The organism is Microvirga lotononidis (assembly GCF_034627025.1).
GTDB classification, from domain to species: Bacteria; Pseudomonadota; Alphaproteobacteria; order Rhizobiales; family Beijerinckiaceae; genus Microvirga; species Microvirga lotononidis.
Genome location: NZ_CP141049.1, coordinates 213,895 through 231,609 on the forward strand (window position 1 = coordinate 213,895; position 17,715 = coordinate 231,609).

The following is a 17,715-nucleotide window of genomic DNA, read 5'->3' on the forward strand; positions in this document are numbered from 1 at the left end:
AGCTAGATACAAGACTGGATCCGGCGATCTCAAAAACTGCTCAGCCACCCTAGAAGGGGCAGAAATCCTCTCAGAGATACTTTCGAGAGAGCAGTCCAGTCCCGGACGACTGGACCATCGGCATAGGCTGCCGTCCAAATCAGGCCAGTTTCGAATCTCACTGCACATTTTGAAAACCTCAATCCAGATAGAAGCATCCGAACTATGCTCTGAATGCTCGGCCCTTTATCTGGGCTAACGCCGAATCGTAGTTTGCAGCAGGTACACTGCAAACCGGACTTTGCAGCTGCAAAGTGGGCTGCCCCTCCCTGTACGAGGAGCGGAATGAACGGGAAATTGCATCCTTTTGGGCTAAACCAGCTCCGCGTTAACCAATCATTTAGACTTCACGGGCTTTGCTCACGGCAGATGCTGCTTCAGCGGCAAATTTCCGTAACTAGGAGAGTTGACGTGGCCGTCCCTCAACTAAGACTGAATGAATCTCAGGTCGAGACACAGGCAACTCCACAACAGCCGAAAGTGGACGACAACTACATCTTAATGCATGCCAAAGAGCTCTCCGAGTCGCTCCACCAACAGCGATTGGCGCTCTATCCCCCAGTGGCCCAAAAGTCTCTTCGCAAGTTTACCTCAGGGGAAGCGGCAAAGCTTATTGGCGTCGACGACGGCTATCTGCGCCAGCTCGCTTTGGACGGGAAGGGCCCTGAGGCCGAGACGCTCCCAAACGGGAGGCGCATGTATTCCCTTGATGATATTAATGTTCTCCGCGGGTACCTCGACGAGAATGCTCGCGGTGGCCGGCGATACATTAAGCACCGGTCCGGCAAAGAGCATCTTCAGGTCATCTCCTGCGTCAACTTCAAGGGTGGTAGCGCGAAGACAACCAGTGCGGCGCACCTTGCGCAGTATCTTGCGTTAAGTGGTTACCGAGTATTGGCGATTGATCTTGATCCTCAAGCTAGCCTCTCCGCGCTACATGGCTACCAGCCTGAGTTCGACGTTGGCCCAAACGCAACTATATACGGCTCGATCCGTTATGACGATGAAGCTCGCCACCCAAGTGAGGTTATCCGTCAAACCTACATCTCAGGACTCGATATTATCCCGGGGAACCTTGAGCTGATGGAGTTTGAGCACGAGACACCAAAGGCGCTCGCCAACCGTCGCCCGGGTGAAACTAAGTTTTTCTCACGCCTTACAATCGCTTTGAACGAGGTTGCGGATGACTACGATGTCGTGGTGATCGATTGCCCGCCGCAACTCGGATTCCTCACACTGGCAGCTTTGAGCGCATCCACGTCGCTCATAGTGACGGTGCATCCGCAGATGCTCGATGTGATGTCCATGTCACAATTTTTGACGATGACGGCAGATCTCTTGGGTGTCGTGAAGAATTTCGGAGGCACGGTTGAATACGACTGGATGAAGTATCTCATCACTCGTTATGAGCCAGGTGACGGTCCACAAAGCGGCATGGTGGAATACTTGCGGGGCCTTTTCCCAGAAGCAGTTCTTGAGAACCCAATGTTAAAGAGCACAGCGATCGCAGACGCCGGCATCAATAAGCAAACCATCTACGAGGTGTCCCGCGAGAGGTTCACTAAATCGACGTACGACCGAGCAATGGATGCCATGAACAACGTCAACGCCGAAATCGAAGGCCTTATTCGAAAGACTTGGGGGAGAGCATAATGAGCAAGAAGAATTCTGTTCTTAGCAGGCTCATGCCCACGCCCCAGTCGGAGCCTGAAGCCCTTCAGTTGCCATCTCAATTCCCGAACCTCGTGACTGAGGATCGCCACGAGGGTGGGAAGCCCATGATCCGAAGTGCAGAGTCCTCCCAGTCGGAAGCAGAGCAGTTAGCTGGTTCTGTGGCTTCGCTGGCAGCAGCACTTTCAGTTGATGGTAACGCTAGCGACCAACCTGCGCCCACCAAGAAGAAAGAGTGGGGGATTAATCGAGCTGCGGGAAGTGCACTTGGAAAGCTGAGTGAAGCTTTCGCAGTCGAGAATGAGCTCAAGGCTGTCAAGGATCAGATGGAGACCGGTCAAACGATCATCGAGATCGATCCTCAGGTTCTGGAAGCTTCGTTTGTTCAGGATCGGATGGAGAGCACTGACGAAGCCATTGCAGGGCTCGCAGAGCAAATCAAAGAAAAGGGACAACTCGTTCCTATCCTCGTCCGTCCGCATCCGAACGTTCCTGACCGTTACCAGATCGCTTACGGCCACCGCCGCGTAAAAGCCGCGGAACGGCTTGGCATCAAGGTCCGGGCCACGGTCCGAAAGATGACAGACGAAGAGCTGATCATTGCTCAAGGTCAGGAAAACAACGCCCGCCTTGATCTGACCTTCATCGAAAAGGCGCGCTTCGTTGTCGCCCTTGAGAGCCGAGGCTTCAAACGAAAGATCATTCGAGACGCACTCTCGGTCAATGAGGGAGATCTCTCATCCCTTATTGCGGTCGGCTCTCGGATTCCCTTGGATATCATCGAAGCAATCGGACCTGCACCAGGGATCGGTCGACCCCGCTGGCGGACTCTTATGGACCTCCTCCAGGACGCCACTCGCATCAAGCGCGGTCGACAAATCTTGGCTGAAACCGACGTTCGGGACCTAAATTCTGACGCTCGCTTCCGCGCCCTCGTTGATCGCCTCCAGAAGAAGGAACAGCCCAAACCTCAATCCTGGGAAGATCCTCACGGCCGCCGACTTGTAAGCATCGTCTTTTCAGAGACGAAGTGCACGCTCCAGATTGATCAGCGTCCTGAGCCGGACTTTGCTAGGTTCCTAACTTCAAAGCTAACTGACATATATCGGGAATTCGAGGCTCAGAAAAGCAAGTAACGCTACCTCGCTATGGAGCCGGCCGCTAATCCGCTCTTAGAAAACAAGCTAGGCTATCGGGAGATCTTTGCATCTGCAAAGATCCCTAATCCTTCCCAAACGCACCCACACTATCTGGTGTGAAAAAGCAGGAGCCGCTTGTACGACTTCCATCCGTCAATGCCAGATTATCTCTGCGAAAGAGGTTGCCGGATTCTCAGGATCTCTGCAGTCTGTGGATTGGCCAAGCTACAGCGTTTGGTTAGTATTTCAACCTGAAGACCCTAGAGGGGAGGGGAGCGGTACAACGAGCCTCATATAGGGTAACTGCTGTACAAAGATTGGAGTACCATTAACTGAACGGTTGATGTCGCCGCCAGACTGCTTTTTGAGGGCTGCCGTAGTCGTACTTTCTTAGTCAGTTGCGGGGAATTTGCTCCGCGGGGCGGTCAGAAGCGGCCAAGATTGGCCTAGATCGGCCGATTTAGGGCTCAAACAGCCCAGAATGCCCATTTTCAGGCCGGTTCGCCTAATCATGGCAAGCTGTAGCCAAGTCGCTGGACGCTACCGTTGTTGAAGTAGACTCTTTCTCCTACAAGAGCTTAGATACTGCGAAACTAGTGATGGGGGCTGCTGGTGCGCTTGAGTTTGACCGACGAAGGACCGGAACGGTCCGCGATCGCCATTCCCGAATTACCGTGGGAGACAATTGCGGGTCGTCTGGAGCAGCTCACGATTGCCATTCTCCGCTTCGATGCTCGGTTGGAGGCTTCCGGCCTTTCGGCGGGGTGGCAATCCCGGTGCGATATGACCGAAGCGGTCCGAGCCCTCATGCTCGATGGCCATCTCGTCGACGTCGGCGATCTCGTCCTTCACGACGCCGGAATGGACGTGCGCAGCCCGACGCACGAACTCACCCGAGCCGCGGCGGCCCTCAGATCTCGACGGACGGCAATGGCTCGAAAAGCGCCCTGGCCGGTTTCGTTCGACGGATTGGCCGCTCTGAGGGGTGTCGGCGGGATCGGCTCGGAAGCGACGGCATCGAAACGCAGGCGGCCTGATCCCGACGATGACGAGGCTTATCCGGCCTTTGCCAATGATGCCGACCCTTGGCAGGCGCATTTCGCTGAAATCGACGCCGTGTTGGATCGCACCACGAGGGTCCTGGCCGGTGAAACTCCGCTGCCGAAGAGCCGGTCGCACTTGGTGTACGACCCGGATCAGGACGAGGCCGAAGCCGAGGACTTGTGGCTCGACCTCGTTAAACGGACCTCCCATTGGCCGGCGATTGCGACAGCGGCCGTCGCTTGGAACTCCTGGTTGGATCTCAACCTCTATACCCGCTTGCCGTGGCTCGGGCTGACAATGGCCGCCTCTATCCTGAGAGCGCGAGGGCTCACGAACCATCTCTTGCCACTGGCCGCCGGCTTCAAGAAGTCGAGGTTCCGTCCACAGGGCAGGGAAGGGGCCAAGGAGAAACTCGACGGCTTTTGCAGTGTCGTCGAGGAGGCACTCGAGATCGCGAACAAGGATCTGGAGAGGCTAATTCTGGCCAAAGAATTGATGGGACGGGTCACAGCCAAGACACGCTCGAACTCGAAGCTGCCGGAACTGGTCGATCTGTTCCTGTCCCGCCCATTGGTGACCGTGCCACTCGGCGCGAAATTGCTGAAGGTCACCCCAAAGGCAGTGGACCTCATGCTGCATCAACTGGGTGGGGCCCTCCCACGGGAGCTCACTGGCCGGACCCGTTACCGAGCATGGGGCATCGTGTAGTGTCCGTCGGATCATCCAGGCCGCATCTCGACCTCTGATCGCAGCTCGCCAGACCGGCCCGTAGTGCGGCCATGTGACTACAGGAATCATCCCCTCGCGCGCCCCCTCTGAACGGACGGCACGGCGCTGACCAAAGATTAGCCATCTGCCCATTCTTCGCTCTTGGAGCGTGCTGGCGACCGGCCTATCCCGGGCCCGTCTCTTGCTAAGGATTGTTGCGATGCTAGTCCCTAAAATGCTCCAGGTTGCCGCGACGGCAGCGATCTCGCTCATGGTCAGCGCCGGATCGCCTGCCCTGGCTGATGAGCCGATCAAGGTAAAGGTGTTGATCGGCGCGATGTTCGAAATCGGGGAAAACACCGGTGACCGGGCCGGCGAGTTCCAGCATTGGTATGAGCGCTACTTCAGCCAGAGCAAGCCCATTCCCGTGAAGGGAGCCCTGAGCCCTGTGTACTGCAATGATGATGGGGTCTGCGGGTCGGTCCTCGGCATGGGGAAGGTCGCCTCGTCCTCGTCGATCCAGGCGATCATCTTGAGCCCGCAGTTCGACATGTCAGAAGCCTATTTCATTGTCAGCGGCGTGGCCGGTACCCCGCCCGAGCGCGGCACCATTGCGGACGTCAGCTGGGCCACCTGGCTGGTCGACTACGACCTCGGCCATCGCTGGGCTCCAGAGGAAGGGGAACCGGGTGCCCCGACCTTCATGCCGCGCAAAGGCTACGAGAAGGTCCGGCTGTTCCAGCTCAATCCCGATCTCGTCGGCTGGGCGATGCAGCTGACGGGCAAGATCAATCTCAAGGACTCGGAGTCAGCACGATCCTACCGGATGCGCTATCCGCAGGAGGCCGCTCAAAGAGCGCCGGCCGTGAAGACCGGCACGCATATGACCGGGGACACGTTCTTCCATGGCCCGGGCATGTCAGCCCAGGCGCAGTACATCGCCAAGCTCTATGGCGCAGATGATTACCTGATCACCGAGATGGAGGCAGCGGCCATCGCGCAGGTCGTCCAGCGGACGTTGGGCGATCATCGGCTCCTGAGCCTCCGCGGTGCCGTGAACTTCGACCAGGGCAACCCGAACGAGACCACGCTCGAGCATCTCGATCCTGCGCCCGGCCAGACGGCGGGTGGGTTTGCCGAGACGGTGGACAACATTGCTGCGGTGGGGAGCCGGATGGTGGATCATATCGTGGCGCACTGGCCCGAGTGGCAGAAGGGCGTGCCGCCATTGCCGCGACAGTAACACTTGGCACGGGTCGGTCCTTAGCCGGACTTCTGCATTCTCAGCGTGAGCGGACCTTCGTGCGGTCCGCTCAACGGTAAACTTTGACCCGTTGCTGACTATCCGGCTGGTGCCGTAGGAACCGGGCAGCCCATTGTTTGAAGCTTGGTTGGATATGTTGCTTGCAGGTTTAGAAGGGCGCTTCCAACCGCAATATCGCAGACTCTTGGCCCGCCTCCTCCACAATCTCGACCATCAGAGTTTCCTGTCGAAGGTTGCGGGGCAAATAGGCGCGAAAGCGCTTGGCCACCCGGTGAGCCTCGTGACAGGCTGTCTCCAAATTTGCGAAATGGTGGATCTCGAACTCCTGCGCAAAGCAGATGCCGCTCGATGCATTGAAGACGTAGCGTGGCATGGTCTCTCCCTCGGGCCAGCGTTGTTCTGCGACCATTCCGGAGGTTTCGCCATCACCCAAGTTAACGGGCAGGCGTCATCTTGCGCTGCATCTCCTCGCCAATCGCTCAATCGGCCCCTAAACCTCTGCTGGGTGTGGCCAACTCGAAGACTGCCTGCGCGTCTGGGATCCCCGGCAGTGTGAACGTTCCAAGCCACCGTGTGGTGGCCGCCGGAAAGCAGGCCGCCACCTCCCGCGAACACACAGCGACACAGTTCGCGTTCTTGGCAACCGCCTCCAGCCGGCAGACAAAGTTGACTGTGGGACCCACGACGGTGAAGTCCAGTCGATCCGGGCTGCCGATATTGCCGTAGATCACAGAGCCGGCGTGTAGGCAGCCGACAAATCGCAGGTCTGCGATCTGCTCCGCTTGGAGCAAGGCCGCCTCCAGAGCCCGACGCGCGCGGCCACTCGCCTTCTCAAGTCCACTGCCCTCGACCGGAAAGATGGACAGCACACCATCGCCCATGAACTTCAGCACATCCCCGCCCTCGGCCCGCACCGCGGTGACCACTATCTCTTGGTATTGGCCAAGGCGCTCCAGAAGCTCATGGGGAGGCAACTGCTCCGAGAGAAGGGTGTATCCACGTAGATCGGTCAGCAGCACGGCGGCTTCGATCGCAATCTGATCACCGCGACGAATGGCGCCAGCGGCAATGCGCTGGGCAGGGCCATCGCCCAGGTAGGTTCGCAGCAGGCTCTCGGCTGAGCGACGCATCGCGGCGGGCTCCAGCGCCGCTGCTATAAAGGGACTAAGGTCCTCGATCAGCGCCGTGGCTGCTTGGCTGAACCCATCTGGGGCATCGGTGGTGAATGCAGCCCCTTGCACCGAGCCGTCCCCATAGACGATCGGGAGTGCCAGATAATCGGTGCTACCATCCGCAGCAAGCTCGAAGAGCACCGGATGGTCCCGGATGGGATCGAGGTCGCGCAGGGAGCGGTAGAAACGAGTCCGCGTCCTAATCACATGTTCGAACGGACTGCCAGTGAATGCGCCTGTTGCCAGGACACTGCGCGGGACGGTGTACTCTTCGGCTCCAGTTTCTCGCATCCAGATCACCCCCCAGGCTCCGATCAGCGGATTGATCAGCCGCTGCCCGACCCGCACACGCCAGAGCGGGATCCCTGCGCCTGTAAGTCGTTCGCAGGCTTGGGCAACGATCTCGACTGGGGAGAGAAACACGCGTGCCGTGCCCACCAACCAAGTGGCGAATTTGAGGACATCGAGGTCGGAAAACCGCTGATGTGGCATGGCGTATCCCACCTGTGCCCCGCCGATGCCGATGGATGCAGCAAACTCGCTCGGAGCGCTCCTGACAAGTATCCGGCCAGACGCGAACCGACACAACACTGCCTAACAGCAGCGCGTGGCACTCCTGAGACGCTAGCGCATGGTCCGCTTCGGCGATCATCGGCCCACGTTCGTTGAGCGGCCGGAAGGTGAAATTTTGACCCCAAGCCGACTTTTAGCCGGAAACCCTTGGCGGCATGCCACTAATCAGGCTGGCATACCCACTGCGGGTCCAGCCATTTAGCCCTGCCTCTTCGAGGACCGCGGCACCTACATTCCCAGAAGCTGCCCAGCGGTACAGGGCTTCCCTCTTGTTTTCCGGGAACTGTCCTCCATAACGCTACAATCAGCCTCACCGAAAGCAGGATCATGGCTTCACCCCGCGACGCCTGCCCTCGGACTCCGCCCCATCCCGGTGGGATGCTGCGGGACCAGGTTCTGCCCGGCCTCGGCCTCTCCGTGAGCCAGGCCGCCCGCGAGCTTCGTGTCGCCCGCCAGACCCTCCACCGCGTTCTCGCCGGAACGGCGGCGGTCAGCCCCGAGATGGCCACCCGCCTGGCGCGTCTGTCGGGCACCGCCCCGCAGTTCTGGCTCGATCTCCAGCAGCGGTATGACCTCTGGCATGCCGAGCAGGCGCTGGCTGGGGTGCTGACGCTGATCCCAACCCACTCTCTGCCGCCGGCCGTTCAAGCCGAGATCGGACTTCGTCATGACCGCGCAACCCAAGTCCCTCCCGAAAGCGCAGATCGGGGTCGAGGGCCTCGATGACATCCTCGCCGGCGGCCTCGCTCCAGGCCATGTCTATCTCCTGGAGGGCAGCCCCGGCACTGGCAAGACCACCATCGCACTCCAGTTCCTGCTGGCAGGTGCGAAGGCTGGCGAGACAGGCCTCTACATCACCATGTCCGAGACGGAAGCTGAGTTGCGCGACGGCGCGGCGTCGCACGGCTGGTCCTTGGACGACGCCATCCACGTATTCGAACTCGTGCCACCGGAAAACCTGCTCGACGACGAGCACCAGCAGAGCCTGCTCTACTCCTCCGACCTGGAGCTTGGGGAGACCACCAAGGCGGTGTTCGAGGCCATCGACCGGGCCAAGCCGGTGCGCATCGTGCTCGACAGCCTGTCCGAGATCCGGCTGCTGGCTCAGAGCTCCCTGCGCTACCGCCGCCAGATCCTGGCGATGAAGCACTACTTCGCCAAGCAGGGCGCCACTGTCCTGATGCTGGATGACCTGACCACCGACACCAACGACAAGACCGTCCATAGCCTGGCCCATGGGGTCATTCGCCTGGAGGAGATGACCCCGACTTACGGGGCCGAACGACGCCGTCTGCGGGTGATCAAGTATCGCGGCCAGAGCTTCCGGGGCGGCTTTCATGACTTCACGATTGTCGAGGGCGGCGTCCAGGTCTTTCCGCGGCTGATCTCCAGCGAGCACAAGACCGGCTTTGCCCGCACCGTGCTCACCAGCGGCATCGCGGAACTCGACGCCCTGCTGGGCGGCGGGATTGAGAAGGGCTCCAGCACCCTGGTGATGGGACCCGCCGGATCCGGCAAATCGCTGCTTGCGGTGCAGTTCGCGGTCTCGGCCGTTCAGCGGGGCGAAAAGGCCGCCTTGTTCCTCTTCGACGAGGAACTCAGCCTTTTGCTCGACCGCACCAGGCTGATGGGGCTTGACCTTGAGGGGATGTGCGCAGCCGGCAACCTGTTCATCGAGCAGCTCGACGCCGCCGAACTCTCGCCGGGCGAGTTCACGCACCAGGTGCGTACCAGGGTGGATCGGCAGGGCGTCAAGACGATCGTGATCGACAGCCTCAATGGCTATCAGTCCGCCATGCCGGAAGAGCAGTTCCTGATCCTGCACATGCATGAGCTGCTGCAATACCTTAACCGGCAGGGCGCCTCGACGTTCCTGCTCGTGGCCCAGCACGGGCTGGTGGGCGACATGCAGGCTCCGGTTGACGTCACCTATCTGGCCGACACGGTGATCCTGCTGCGCTACTTCGAGGCCTTCGGTCAGGTGCGGCGGGCTCTGTCCGTCATCAAGAAGCGCTTCGGCTCGCATGAGAACACCATCCGCGAGATCCGGGTCGACAGCCGCGGGATTGCTGTCGGCGAGCCCCTCAGAGCCTTCCAGGGTGTGCTGCGCGGTGTGCCGGTGATGGTGGAGGGGGACCGCGCCGCTCTGCTGGAAGACCGTTGAGCATGGATACCTTGTCTTATCCCTACGCGATGCGGGCTCTCATCCTGGCGCCGCACGGACGGGATGCGGCGGTTGCCGGCGACATTCTGCACGCGGTCGGGATCGCGGCTGAGGTCTGCCCGAACCTGCCAGCTCTGGTTCGGGAGCTTGAACGTGGGGCTGGCTTTGCGCTCATCACCGACGAGGCCTTCCGTACTGCCGACCTGACGGATCTGTCCCGCTGGCTGGCCGACCAGCCCGCCTGGTCCGACTTTGCCTTCGTGCTGCTGACGCGGCGCGGGGGCGGGGTCGAGCGTAATCCTGCCTTGGAGCGCCTCACCGAGATCCTCGGCAACGTGACCTTCCTGGAGCGCCCCTTCCATGCCGGAACCCTGGTCAGTCTGGCCCGGACGGCCCTGCGCGGCCGGGAGCGGCAATACGAGGCCCGCGCCCGCCTGGCCGAAATGCACACGGCGGAAAAGCGCCTGACGGCAGCGCTCGACCAGGCCAGGCGTGCCGCCGAGCACCAGACGTTGCTCATCGGCGAACTGAACCACCGCGTGAAGAACACCCTGGCCACAGTGCAGTCCATCGTCATGCAAACCCTGCGCACGAACGTCACCTCGGAGGACGCGAAAGAGGCCATTCAGATGCGGCTGCTCGCCCTGTCACGGGCGCACGATGTGCTCACCCGCGAGAGCTGGGAGGGCGCCGACCTGATCGAAGTCGTCACGCGAGCGCTTGAGCCGTACCAGACCTCGAACGAGGACCGGCTCCACATTGCCGGTCCGCATGTGCGGCTCACCCCTCGCATGTCATTGGCCCTCGCCATGGCGTTGCATGAACTGGCCACCAACGCGGTCAAGTATGGGGCTCTGTCGAACAAGGCCGGCATCGTTGAGGTGTCTTGGACCGTGCAAAACGGGGCTGCGCCGCCCCGGCTGAGCTTGCGCTGGACGGAAAGTGGCGGTCCGCCGGTGAAGGCTCCGTCGCGGCGCGGCTTCGGCTCGCGTCTGATCGAGCGCAGCCTGGCGCAGGATCTCGACGGTCAAGTCGAGATCGCCTTTGACCCGACAGGAGTCGTGTGCACGGTCGATGCCCCAGTCGCGTAGAGCGTAGCTTCATGTCGACCGGTAATCTTCAGCGACATCGCCTCTCAGCGGGCGTCAGGGCTCAATAAGCTCGGAAGGTCTCCTAATGTGGCACATCTCGGAAGAAGCATTTTGGTCAGCTCATGAGGCGGTAAGCCGACCTTCATTTCATTCGCTGTTCGTCACTCTTTGACCCGAAGGAAACCTTCGAATCCGGCAGATGAGGATGGCTCGGCTGGCTCGCGCTGTGCGGACCTGGAGCGCCACGTCAGTGAAAGGCGGATCCGGTTTTCGCTCGCACAGGCCGCTGGTTCCGCTCAAACGCGGCGCGGCGCGGCGTCTTGCGCCTGAGGCGGCGAGCATCGTCTGGGCCGAATTTGAGCGCCCACGGGCGAACTGTCTCGTAGGAGAGGAGAATGCCGCCCAACGACTGAGGCGATGGACTGAGTTGGGAGCCGGTAACGCTTGTAGCTGACCGCATGGGGCATGCCGCCGCTCTCAAGCCACAAGCCGCTGCCCAAAAGACCCCAAATGACCCTGTGACACCACCGCGGCACTGCCTCCGGAACAATGCCGGTCTGTCTTAGTGGTGCATCCGGCAGGTAGAGGGGTATAATGGCCTCTCCCGCTGATCCAGTAGCGGAGGCGACCCAGGGCACCTGTCTGCTTACGGGACTTAACCGCTGACGAGTTCGCAACCATCAAGCGCCTGGCTCACTCCCACACCGCTCCGGCCCAACGCGTACAGCGTGCCCAGATCATCTGGCGCGCCAGTCGCGGCGAGAGCGCCTCGGCGATTGCAACTCGCGTGGGTCTTGAGGGCGAGACCGTGCGCAAGCGCATTCGCCGTTTCAATGCGGAAGGACTGGAAGCGCTCAAGGACCGATACCGCTCAGGCCGCCGGCCAACCTACACACCCGAGCAGATGGCCACCGTCATCGCTACGGCGCTCACGAAACCAGAGACCCTCGGCCTGCCGTTTGCCGCCTGGACCTTGGATCGGCTGGCCGCTTACCTGCACGAGCACAAAGGGATCGCGATGCAGCGCAGCCGCATCGACGAGATCCTGCTCCACGAGGGCTTGCGCTGGCACAAGCACGAGACCTGGTTCGGCGAGCGGGTCGATCCGGCCTTCGCCGAAAAAGGGGACGATCGAAACGCTCTATACCAAGCCACCTGCGGGCAGTTGTGTGATCTGCCTGGACGAGATGGGGCCGGTGAGCGCCAAGAGCTATGCCGGCCATGCCCTGGTGCAGAATCGGACGCGACCAGCCGAGCGGGCGAGACAGGAGATCGACTATGGCCGGCGCGCCAAGGGTTATGTCTTCGGGGCCTTCTGTCCCGCGACGGGCGAGGCCTTCACGCATCCGTATCTAGGACGGGGCGGCGCGTATTGGGTTGACTTCCTGGAGCACGTTGAAACCTGGATCCCGCGCACGACCGAGCGGATCTACGCGATCCTGGATAACCTGAGTTCGCATCGCACCACGGACGTGCTGCTGTTCCTGCTCGCCCATCCGCGCTGGGAGATGGTGTTCCAGCCCAAATACGCCGCTTATCTCAATCTGATCGAACCCTGGTGGAAGATCCTGCGCTCCCTGGCATTAGCAGGTCGGCGGTTTCAGAGCTGGAACGAGATCGTCGCTGCGGTCCACGGCGCCACCGTCTCCTGGAATGCGCACCGCCATCCCTTCGTCTGGGGTAAACGCCGCCGGCATCGACCGCGCCGCTCACCCGGCATCGCCCTGCTGCCCAAGGCAGCATGACTTACCGGATGCACCACTTAGCCGGCGAGGGGTAGCACGATACTTAGAGCCTGCGCCCCTCCTGCGTGCTTCCACGGCGGCTGATGGTAGAACTCATAGCCGCCATTCCCATCAGGCAGGAACATTTCACCTGAGGTCTGAAGCCACGCCAGACTCACCGTCTCAAAGGCATGGAAGATCTCGGCATACGGCCCCTCGTGCCGGTAGGACACGTATCGACCCGCCTGGAACTCGAGCTCCTGCAGGGCGCTCTCACTCACATCGATTCCGCGATCGATCACCGCGCAGTCGTACCGGATCATTTCGCCCGGCGTGATCAACGGCGTATCCAGGATGACCCCGACAGCCTCAGCCTGATCAAGTGGATAGCCGATCTGTTCCAGATAGGCAGCGAACCGCCGCCAATGATCCTCCACCTGTGCGTAGGGGCCATGGAAACGCAGTGCCAGCAGGCGCAGCGAGGGGCGGGTTCCGACCGAGACCTGTGGCAGGCGGGCCAAGTGCGCCTGTGACGGCTGCGGCCGCGCCTGTTGGGCAAGAGCACGGTATTGGGACGGCGCAATGCTGAACTGGCGCTGGAACGCCCGGATGAACGCCTCGTGGCTGGCATAGCCGGCGTTGAAGGCGATGCGGGTGATCGGCTCATCGCTCATTTGCAGGTTCATGGCAGCTCGGTCGAGCCGGGTCCGACGCAGGTAGGCACTTGGGGACTCGCCCATAAAGGCCTGAAAATAACGCTGGAAATGAAAAGGGGTCAGGCCAACATGAGCCGCCACGTCAGTCAGGGTCATCTCGCGGGCAGGCGTGAGCTCGATCAGGCGCACGGCGCGGGCAATCCGCGGATCGTCGAGCATCCTGGGCAAAGCTCTTCTGCGGGCCGGCAACGACGGCGCCCCAGCTGGCGGCGGATCATAGATCAGGTGTGGTGAAGTGCTGTTTTGCCCCTCGGCCTGTGTCGGACCGGATAACGTTCCTGACATTGCGAACCCCATCAAATTTTCACAGCCGGCGTGCGCCACCGCAAGTTTGATCAAGTCAGGCCTGCCCAGAAAGGCTAAGCCTTCAGTTCCGGAATCTATTCCACAGAAGACGTTGCATAGGCGCGGTGGGATTTCAACCGGGGGCAGCTGAGATGCAGTGGGGAGCAGGATTGCAGCAACGCAGTGTACATGAACCGGCGATGGCCGCCGCAAGAGACTTTGATCTTAGATCAACCCTGTCATTGATCGTGAGACAAGGCTCACTCCAGCGCCGTGAGAAATCTTGGATTCGGTCGACCGAGGGAGGAAGTGCACGCCAACCCAACACCTTACCGACGCTTCTGGCTTCGGTCTCAACTCTCGCTTTGTTGCTACTTCCTATCTCGGCTCAGGCGCAAGCAGTCATCGATGATGGCGACACAGTTACAACTCCCGGCCCGTATCCTAACCCATGGATCGTCTCGGGAGGTATATCGGTCGGCCAACGTTCCAGTGGGACCTTGATCATTCAATCTGGCGGCCGGGTCGAAAGCTGGGACAGCGCGATCGCCGAGAACGCAGGCTCCTCGGGCACGGTGACCGTGAGCGGTGCCGGCGCAAACTGGACTCTGACCAACGGCACGGGCTGGCCCTTGATCGGCGAACTCGCGATTGGCAAAGGGGGCTCAGGCAGCCTCACCATCGAAAACGGTGGTACCGTCAACAGCGGAAGTGCCAACCTCGGTTTCCAATCTGGAGCATCCGGAACAGCGACGGTGACCGGGCCTGGCTCATACTGGGACAGTGGTTCTCTCAATATCGGCCGGTTGGGGGGAACGGGCACCCTCTCGATCGCAGACGGCGGCCAAGTGATCAGTGGCTTCAGTTCGATCGGCTTGTCAGCTGGTGCATTCGGTACGGTAAGGGTCAGCGGCGCCAACTCCCTATGGCACAGCGGCATGGGGCTTTATGTTGGCGAGGCCGGCACGGGTTCGTTGACCATCGAGAATGGCGGTAGGGTCAGCAGTTGGTTCGTCCATATGGGTTTCAGCGCCGGCTCCTCAGGCACGGTGACCGTGAGCGGGGCCAATTCGCAATGGATCAGTTACAGCGATCTCAATGTTGGCGTGAATGGTTTCGGCCGCCTGACCGTCGAGAATGGTGGCACGGTCGAGGCTGCAGTGAGCTCGATTGGCTATCAAGCAGGGGCTGTCGGTACCGTCACGGTCACAGACGCCAACTCCCGATGGACCATCGGCGGTGATCTCACCGTTGGCAGAAGCGGCGACGGAACGCTGGCCATCCAGAATGGTGGAGTGGTCAGCACAGCAACCACGTGGATCGGCTCGGATACCGGAGGGAGTGGAACAGTATCGGTCAAGGGCACCGCAGCGGCGCGCGGTGCTCTCGAGACGAGCCAAATCCGAAAAGGCTCTGGAACCGCTACATTGACGATCGACGGAGGCGTGCTGCGGGCGACAGCCGATCAGGCAGACTTCCTGTCCGGGTTCTCATCAGGAGATATCACCATTGATGACGGAGGAGCCGTCTTCGACACGAACGGCTTCGACATTGGTGTCTCGGCTCCCTTGGAGGGCCCTGGCGGGCTGATCAAACACGGGGCCGGAACTTTGACCTTCTCTGGCCCCAATACCTACTCAGGCGGCACAACCGTCGTCGCTGGCGAAATCATAGCTACCACTACCGGCGCTCTCGGCACCGGGCCAGCGACGGTGACCGGTGCTGGCTCGGCGCTAACCTTCAACGGCTCCGGTGTGAGCGCCGCAGCCTTGCCGATCACGCTGAACGACTCCGCGCAGCTCAATTTCCAGAATGGCGCAAACGCAGGGTCCGCTCAGATCGAGATCGCACCTGATGCAACGCCGTCCTTCGGTGGCGGTGTTCGGTTTGCGGGTGGATCCTCGGCCGGGAATACAACGATGACCAATGCGCTCGGATCAGGCTATGTCGGGATATACTTCTACGACACCAGCACGGCCGGATCAGCCACCATCACTAATCGCAATGGCGCGATCACTCGCTTCTATAATACCTCGAGCGCGGGATCAGCTCGGATTGTGAACGAGGACAACGGCGCAACCTTCCTTTCGGGCCAGAGCACGGCTGGCACAGCCACCATCATCAATCGCGCTACTGGGGCGCTGTACTTCACCGGCTCCGCAACCGCCGCCGCGGCGGGGGTCATCAACGAAGCCGGTGGCAGGGTTGACCTTGCCGGTCTATTTGCAGCCGGTACAGCCATTGGCTCTCTCTCAGGGGCTGGCGATGTCTCGCTGGCGCAGGCGAACCTCACAGTGGGCGGCCTCAATCGGAATGACACCATCTCCGGTGTCATCTCTGGCACCGGAACACTGACCAAGGCCGGATCGGGGGTGCTCGAACTGACGGGCTCCAGCACTCTTTCAGGGCCGACCTTGGTCAGGGAGGGGCGTCTGGCAGTGAATGGCTCTCTCGCCAGCTCTCCCGTGACGATCGCCGATGGTGCTTACCTTTCAGGTAAAGGCACGGTGGGCGGCATAATCGCCCAGAGTGGTGCCACGATTGCTCCTGGTAACTCCATCGGTACATTGAACGTCTCCGGAAATGTGAACCTCACAGAAGGCTCAAATTACCAAGTCGAGATCAACGCCGCCGGTCAGAGCGACTGGATCGTCGCCACGGGTGCAGCGGCGCTCTCCGGCGGAACGGTGCGGGTGCTGCCGGACCAAGGCACGGGCTACAAGGCCGATAGCCCCTATAGCATCCTGAGCGCTCAAGGTGGTGTGAACGGTGTTTTCACAGGCCCCGTGGGAGGTGAGTTCGCCTTTGTCACGCCGACTCTGCACTATAGCCACGACACCGTGACCCTGACGCTGGTGCGTAAGGTCCAGCCACAACCGCCGGAACCGCCGACCCCACCACATCCGCCGAAGCCTCCTGAACCGCCACCCCCACTTGCGTTCCATTCGGTGGCCGACACCAAGAACCAATACACCACTGCCGATGGCGTGGAGGCTCTGGGCGCTGGCAACCGTCTCTACGACATCATCCTCGGTGCCAGCGCTGCCGGCGCGCGGCAAGCCTTTGATGCCCTCTCCGGCGAAGCGCATGCTTCCGCTCTGTCGGTGGCGTACGAGGATGGCCGCTTGGTACGTGAGGCAATCCTGACCCGCCTGCGCGAGCCGCTGGACTCCGGCCTGCCAACCTTCGCGCAGGGCTCTTACGCAGCAGCCTATGTGGCGGACAGCCCGCAGGCGCCACCGCCGGTCACCGTCACACCATCCTTTGATCCGAGCCGGTCTGCCCTGTGGGGTGAAGGCTTCGGCTCCTGGGGCAAGATCGGCGGCAACGGCAATGCCGCGGGCCTCGAAACCTCCACCGGTGGGTTCATCCTCGGCGCCGACGCGCAGGTGGCGGAAGCCTTCCGTCTCGGTCTGGCCGGTGGCTTCACCCGCACCACCTTCGACATCGACGGCCGGCTCTCGTCGGGCAGCAACGAGAGCGTCTTTGCAGCACTCTACGGCTCGTCCTCCTGGGGAGCGCTCAGCCTGCGGCTGGGCGCGGCTTATGCCTGGCACGACATCGATGTGAACCGCACCGTCCGCTTTCCCGGCTTTGCTGGCGCGATCGACACGTCCTACGATGGTTGGACCGCACAGGCCTTTGGCGAGGTGGGCTACCGGATGGGCCTAGGCCCGGTGCAGCTGGAGCCGTTCGTTGGAGCCTCGGTGTTGCGGCTGCACACCGACGCCTTCCAGGAGGAGGGCGGGCCCGCAGCGCTCACCGGCTCCGCCCGGGATCAGGATCTGGCCACCACGACGCTGGGCCTGCGGGCCGAGGCCCGCCTGAGCGACACGGTCCCGCTGATCGTGCGCGGTCTCATCGGCTGGCGCCATGCCTATGGCGACGTTGAGCCAGAAGCGCTCCTCGCCTTCAGCGGCGGTGCCACAGCCTTCACGGTGGCGGGCACGCCGATCGACCGCAATGCGCTGGTGGCGGAGGCTGGGCTCGACTGGCAAGCCTCGGACACGATTAGCCTTGGGATTGCCTACTCCGGTCAGGTCGGTAAGCGGATCCAGGAGCATGCCCTCAAAGGCAATCTCGTCTGGCGCTTCAACTCCTATTGATCCGCCCAGAGAATGGCGT

12 protein-coding genes and 2 pseudogenes are annotated in these 17,715 nt (G+C 61.4%); 10 read left to right on the forward strand and 4 right to left on the reverse strand.

Annotated elements, in window-relative coordinates:
- The first annotated feature begins 450 nt into the window (after positions 1-450).
- The 4 genes from repA (at position 451) to U0023_RS24520 (ending at position 5,844) form a co-directional block, all read left to right on the forward strand.
- Positions 451-1,692 (forward strand): plasmid partitioning protein RepA, encoded by a 1,242-nt coding sequence (gene repA, locus U0023_RS24505; RefSeq protein WP_009491973.1) that lies wholly within the window; start codon positions 451-453, stop codon positions 1,690-1,692.
- On the forward strand, positions 1,692-2,846 hold the full coding sequence (gene repB, locus U0023_RS24510; RefSeq protein ID WP_009491975.1) for a plasmid partitioning protein RepB: 1,155 nt from the start codon (positions 1,692-1,694) through the stop codon (positions 2,844-2,846). Before repA ends, repB begins: the two co-directional genes overlap by 1 nt.
- Before the next feature lie 615 nt (positions 2,847-3,461).
- On the forward strand, positions 3,462-4,601 hold the full coding sequence (locus U0023_RS24515) for an RHE_PE00001 family protein (protein WP_322883831.1): 1,140 nt from the start codon (positions 3,462-3,464) through the stop codon (positions 4,599-4,601).
- A gap of 220 nt (positions 4,602-4,821) precedes the next feature.
- Positions 4,822-5,844 (forward strand): purine-nucleoside phosphorylase, encoded by a 1,023-nt coding sequence (locus U0023_RS24520; protein ID WP_009491979.1) that lies wholly within the window; start codon positions 4,822-4,824, stop codon positions 5,842-5,844.
- A 169-nt stretch (positions 5,845-6,013) separates the two neighbouring features.
- Here the strand turns inward: U0023_RS24520 and U0023_RS24525 are convergent, their stop codons facing one another.
- Together U0023_RS24525 and U0023_RS24530 are read right to left on the reverse strand one after the other, a co-directional pair.
- Positions 6,014-6,238: a DUF6894 family protein gene (locus U0023_RS24525; RefSeq protein WP_009491981.1), complete on the reverse strand. Its 225-nt coding sequence runs from the start codon at positions 6,236-6,238 to the stop codon at positions 6,014-6,016.
- A 106-nt stretch (positions 6,239-6,344) separates the two neighbouring features.
- Positions 6,345-7,529: an adenylate/guanylate cyclase domain-containing protein gene (locus tag U0023_RS24530; protein WP_009491983.1), complete on the reverse strand. Its 1,185-nt coding sequence runs from the start codon at positions 7,527-7,529 to the stop codon at positions 6,345-6,347.
- A 459-nt stretch (positions 7,530-7,988) separates the two neighbouring features.
- Between U0023_RS24530 and U0023_RS24535 the strand changes: the two genes are divergently transcribed.
- From U0023_RS24535 to U0023_RS24545, 3 genes are read left to right on the forward strand one after another with little or no spacing between them, the layout of a single operon-like run.
- On the forward strand, positions 7,989-8,336 hold the full coding sequence (locus tag U0023_RS24535; RefSeq protein ID WP_322883859.1) for a HigA family addiction module antitoxin: 348 nt from the start codon (positions 7,989-7,991) through the stop codon (positions 8,334-8,336).
- A complete protein-coding gene (locus U0023_RS24540) occupies positions 8,278-9,774 on the forward strand; it encodes an ATPase domain-containing protein (RefSeq protein WP_009491987.1) in 1,497 nt (498 codons plus the stop codon). Before U0023_RS24535 ends, U0023_RS24540 begins: the two co-directional genes overlap by 59 nt.
- Before the next feature lie 2 nt (positions 9,775-9,776).
- On the forward strand, positions 9,777-10,865 hold the full coding sequence (locus U0023_RS24545) for a sensor histidine kinase (RefSeq protein WP_009491989.1): 1,089 nt from the start codon (positions 9,777-9,779) through the stop codon (positions 10,863-10,865).
- A 307-nt stretch (positions 10,866-11,172) separates the two neighbouring features.
- On the opposite strand, the pseudogene U0023_RS35915 reads toward U0023_RS24545, so the two are convergent.
- Positions 11,173-11,265: pseudogene (locus U0023_RS35915) on the reverse strand (IS6 family transposase); the annotation flags it as partial.
- Positions 11,266-11,604: 339 nt separating this feature from the next.
- Here U0023_RS35915 and U0023_RS24550 point away from each other — a divergent pair.
- Both U0023_RS24550 and U0023_RS24555 read left to right on the forward strand, forming a co-directional pair.
- A pseudogene (locus U0023_RS24550) lies at positions 11,605-11,853 on the forward strand (helix-turn-helix domain-containing protein); the annotation flags it as partial.
- Between the two features lie 199 nt (positions 11,854-12,052).
- Complete coding sequence (locus U0023_RS24555; protein ID WP_009491991.1) at positions 12,053-12,610, forward strand: transposase; 558 nt, start codon at positions 12,053-12,055, stop codon at positions 12,608-12,610.
- 17 nt (positions 12,611-12,627) lie between these two features.
- Here U0023_RS24555 and U0023_RS24560 read toward each other — a convergent pair whose 3' ends face one another.
- Positions 12,628-13,644, reverse strand: coding sequence for an AraC family transcriptional regulator (locus U0023_RS24560; RefSeq protein WP_245272943.1), 1,017 nt, complete (start codon positions 13,642-13,644; stop codon positions 12,628-12,630).
- Between the two features lie 446 nt (positions 13,645-14,090).
- Here U0023_RS24560 and U0023_RS24565 point away from each other — a divergent pair, with 446 nt between their 5' ends.
- Complete coding sequence (locus tag U0023_RS24565; RefSeq protein WP_322883832.1) at positions 14,091-17,696, forward strand: autotransporter domain-containing protein; 3,606 nt, start codon at positions 14,091-14,093, stop codon at positions 17,694-17,696.
- The last annotated feature ends 19 nt before the right edge of the window (positions 17,697-17,715 follow it).

Coding starts and splice junctions, on each gene's coding strand:
- U0023_RS24545 (WP_009491989.1), top strand. CDS start 9,777: ATGGATACCTTGTCTTATCCCTACGCGATGCGGGCTCTCATCCTGGCG.
- U0023_RS24555 (WP_009491991.1), top strand. CDS start 12,053: ATGGGGCCGGTGAGCGCCAAGAGCTATGCCGGCCATGCCCTGGTGCAG.
- U0023_RS24535 (WP_322883859.1), top strand. CDS start 7,989: ATGCTGCGGGACCAGGTTCTGCCCGGCCTCGGCCTCTCCGTGAGCCAG.
- U0023_RS24525 (WP_009491981.1), bottom strand. CDS start 6,238: ATGCCACGCTACGTCTTCAATGCATCGAGCGGCATCTGCTTTGCGCAG.
- U0023_RS24530 (WP_009491983.1), bottom strand. CDS start 7,529: ATGCCACATCAGCGGTTTTCCGACCTCGATGTCCTCAAATTCGCCACT.
- U0023_RS24520 (WP_009491979.1), top strand. CDS start 4,822: ATGCTAGTCCCTAAAATGCTCCAGGTTGCCGCGACGGCAGCGATCTCG.
- repB (WP_009491975.1), top strand. CDS start 1,692: ATGAGCAAGAAGAATTCTGTTCTTAGCAGGCTCATGCCCACGCCCCAG.
- U0023_RS24540 (WP_009491987.1), top strand. CDS start 8,278: ATGACCGCGCAACCCAAGTCCCTCCCGAAAGCGCAGATCGGGGTCGAG.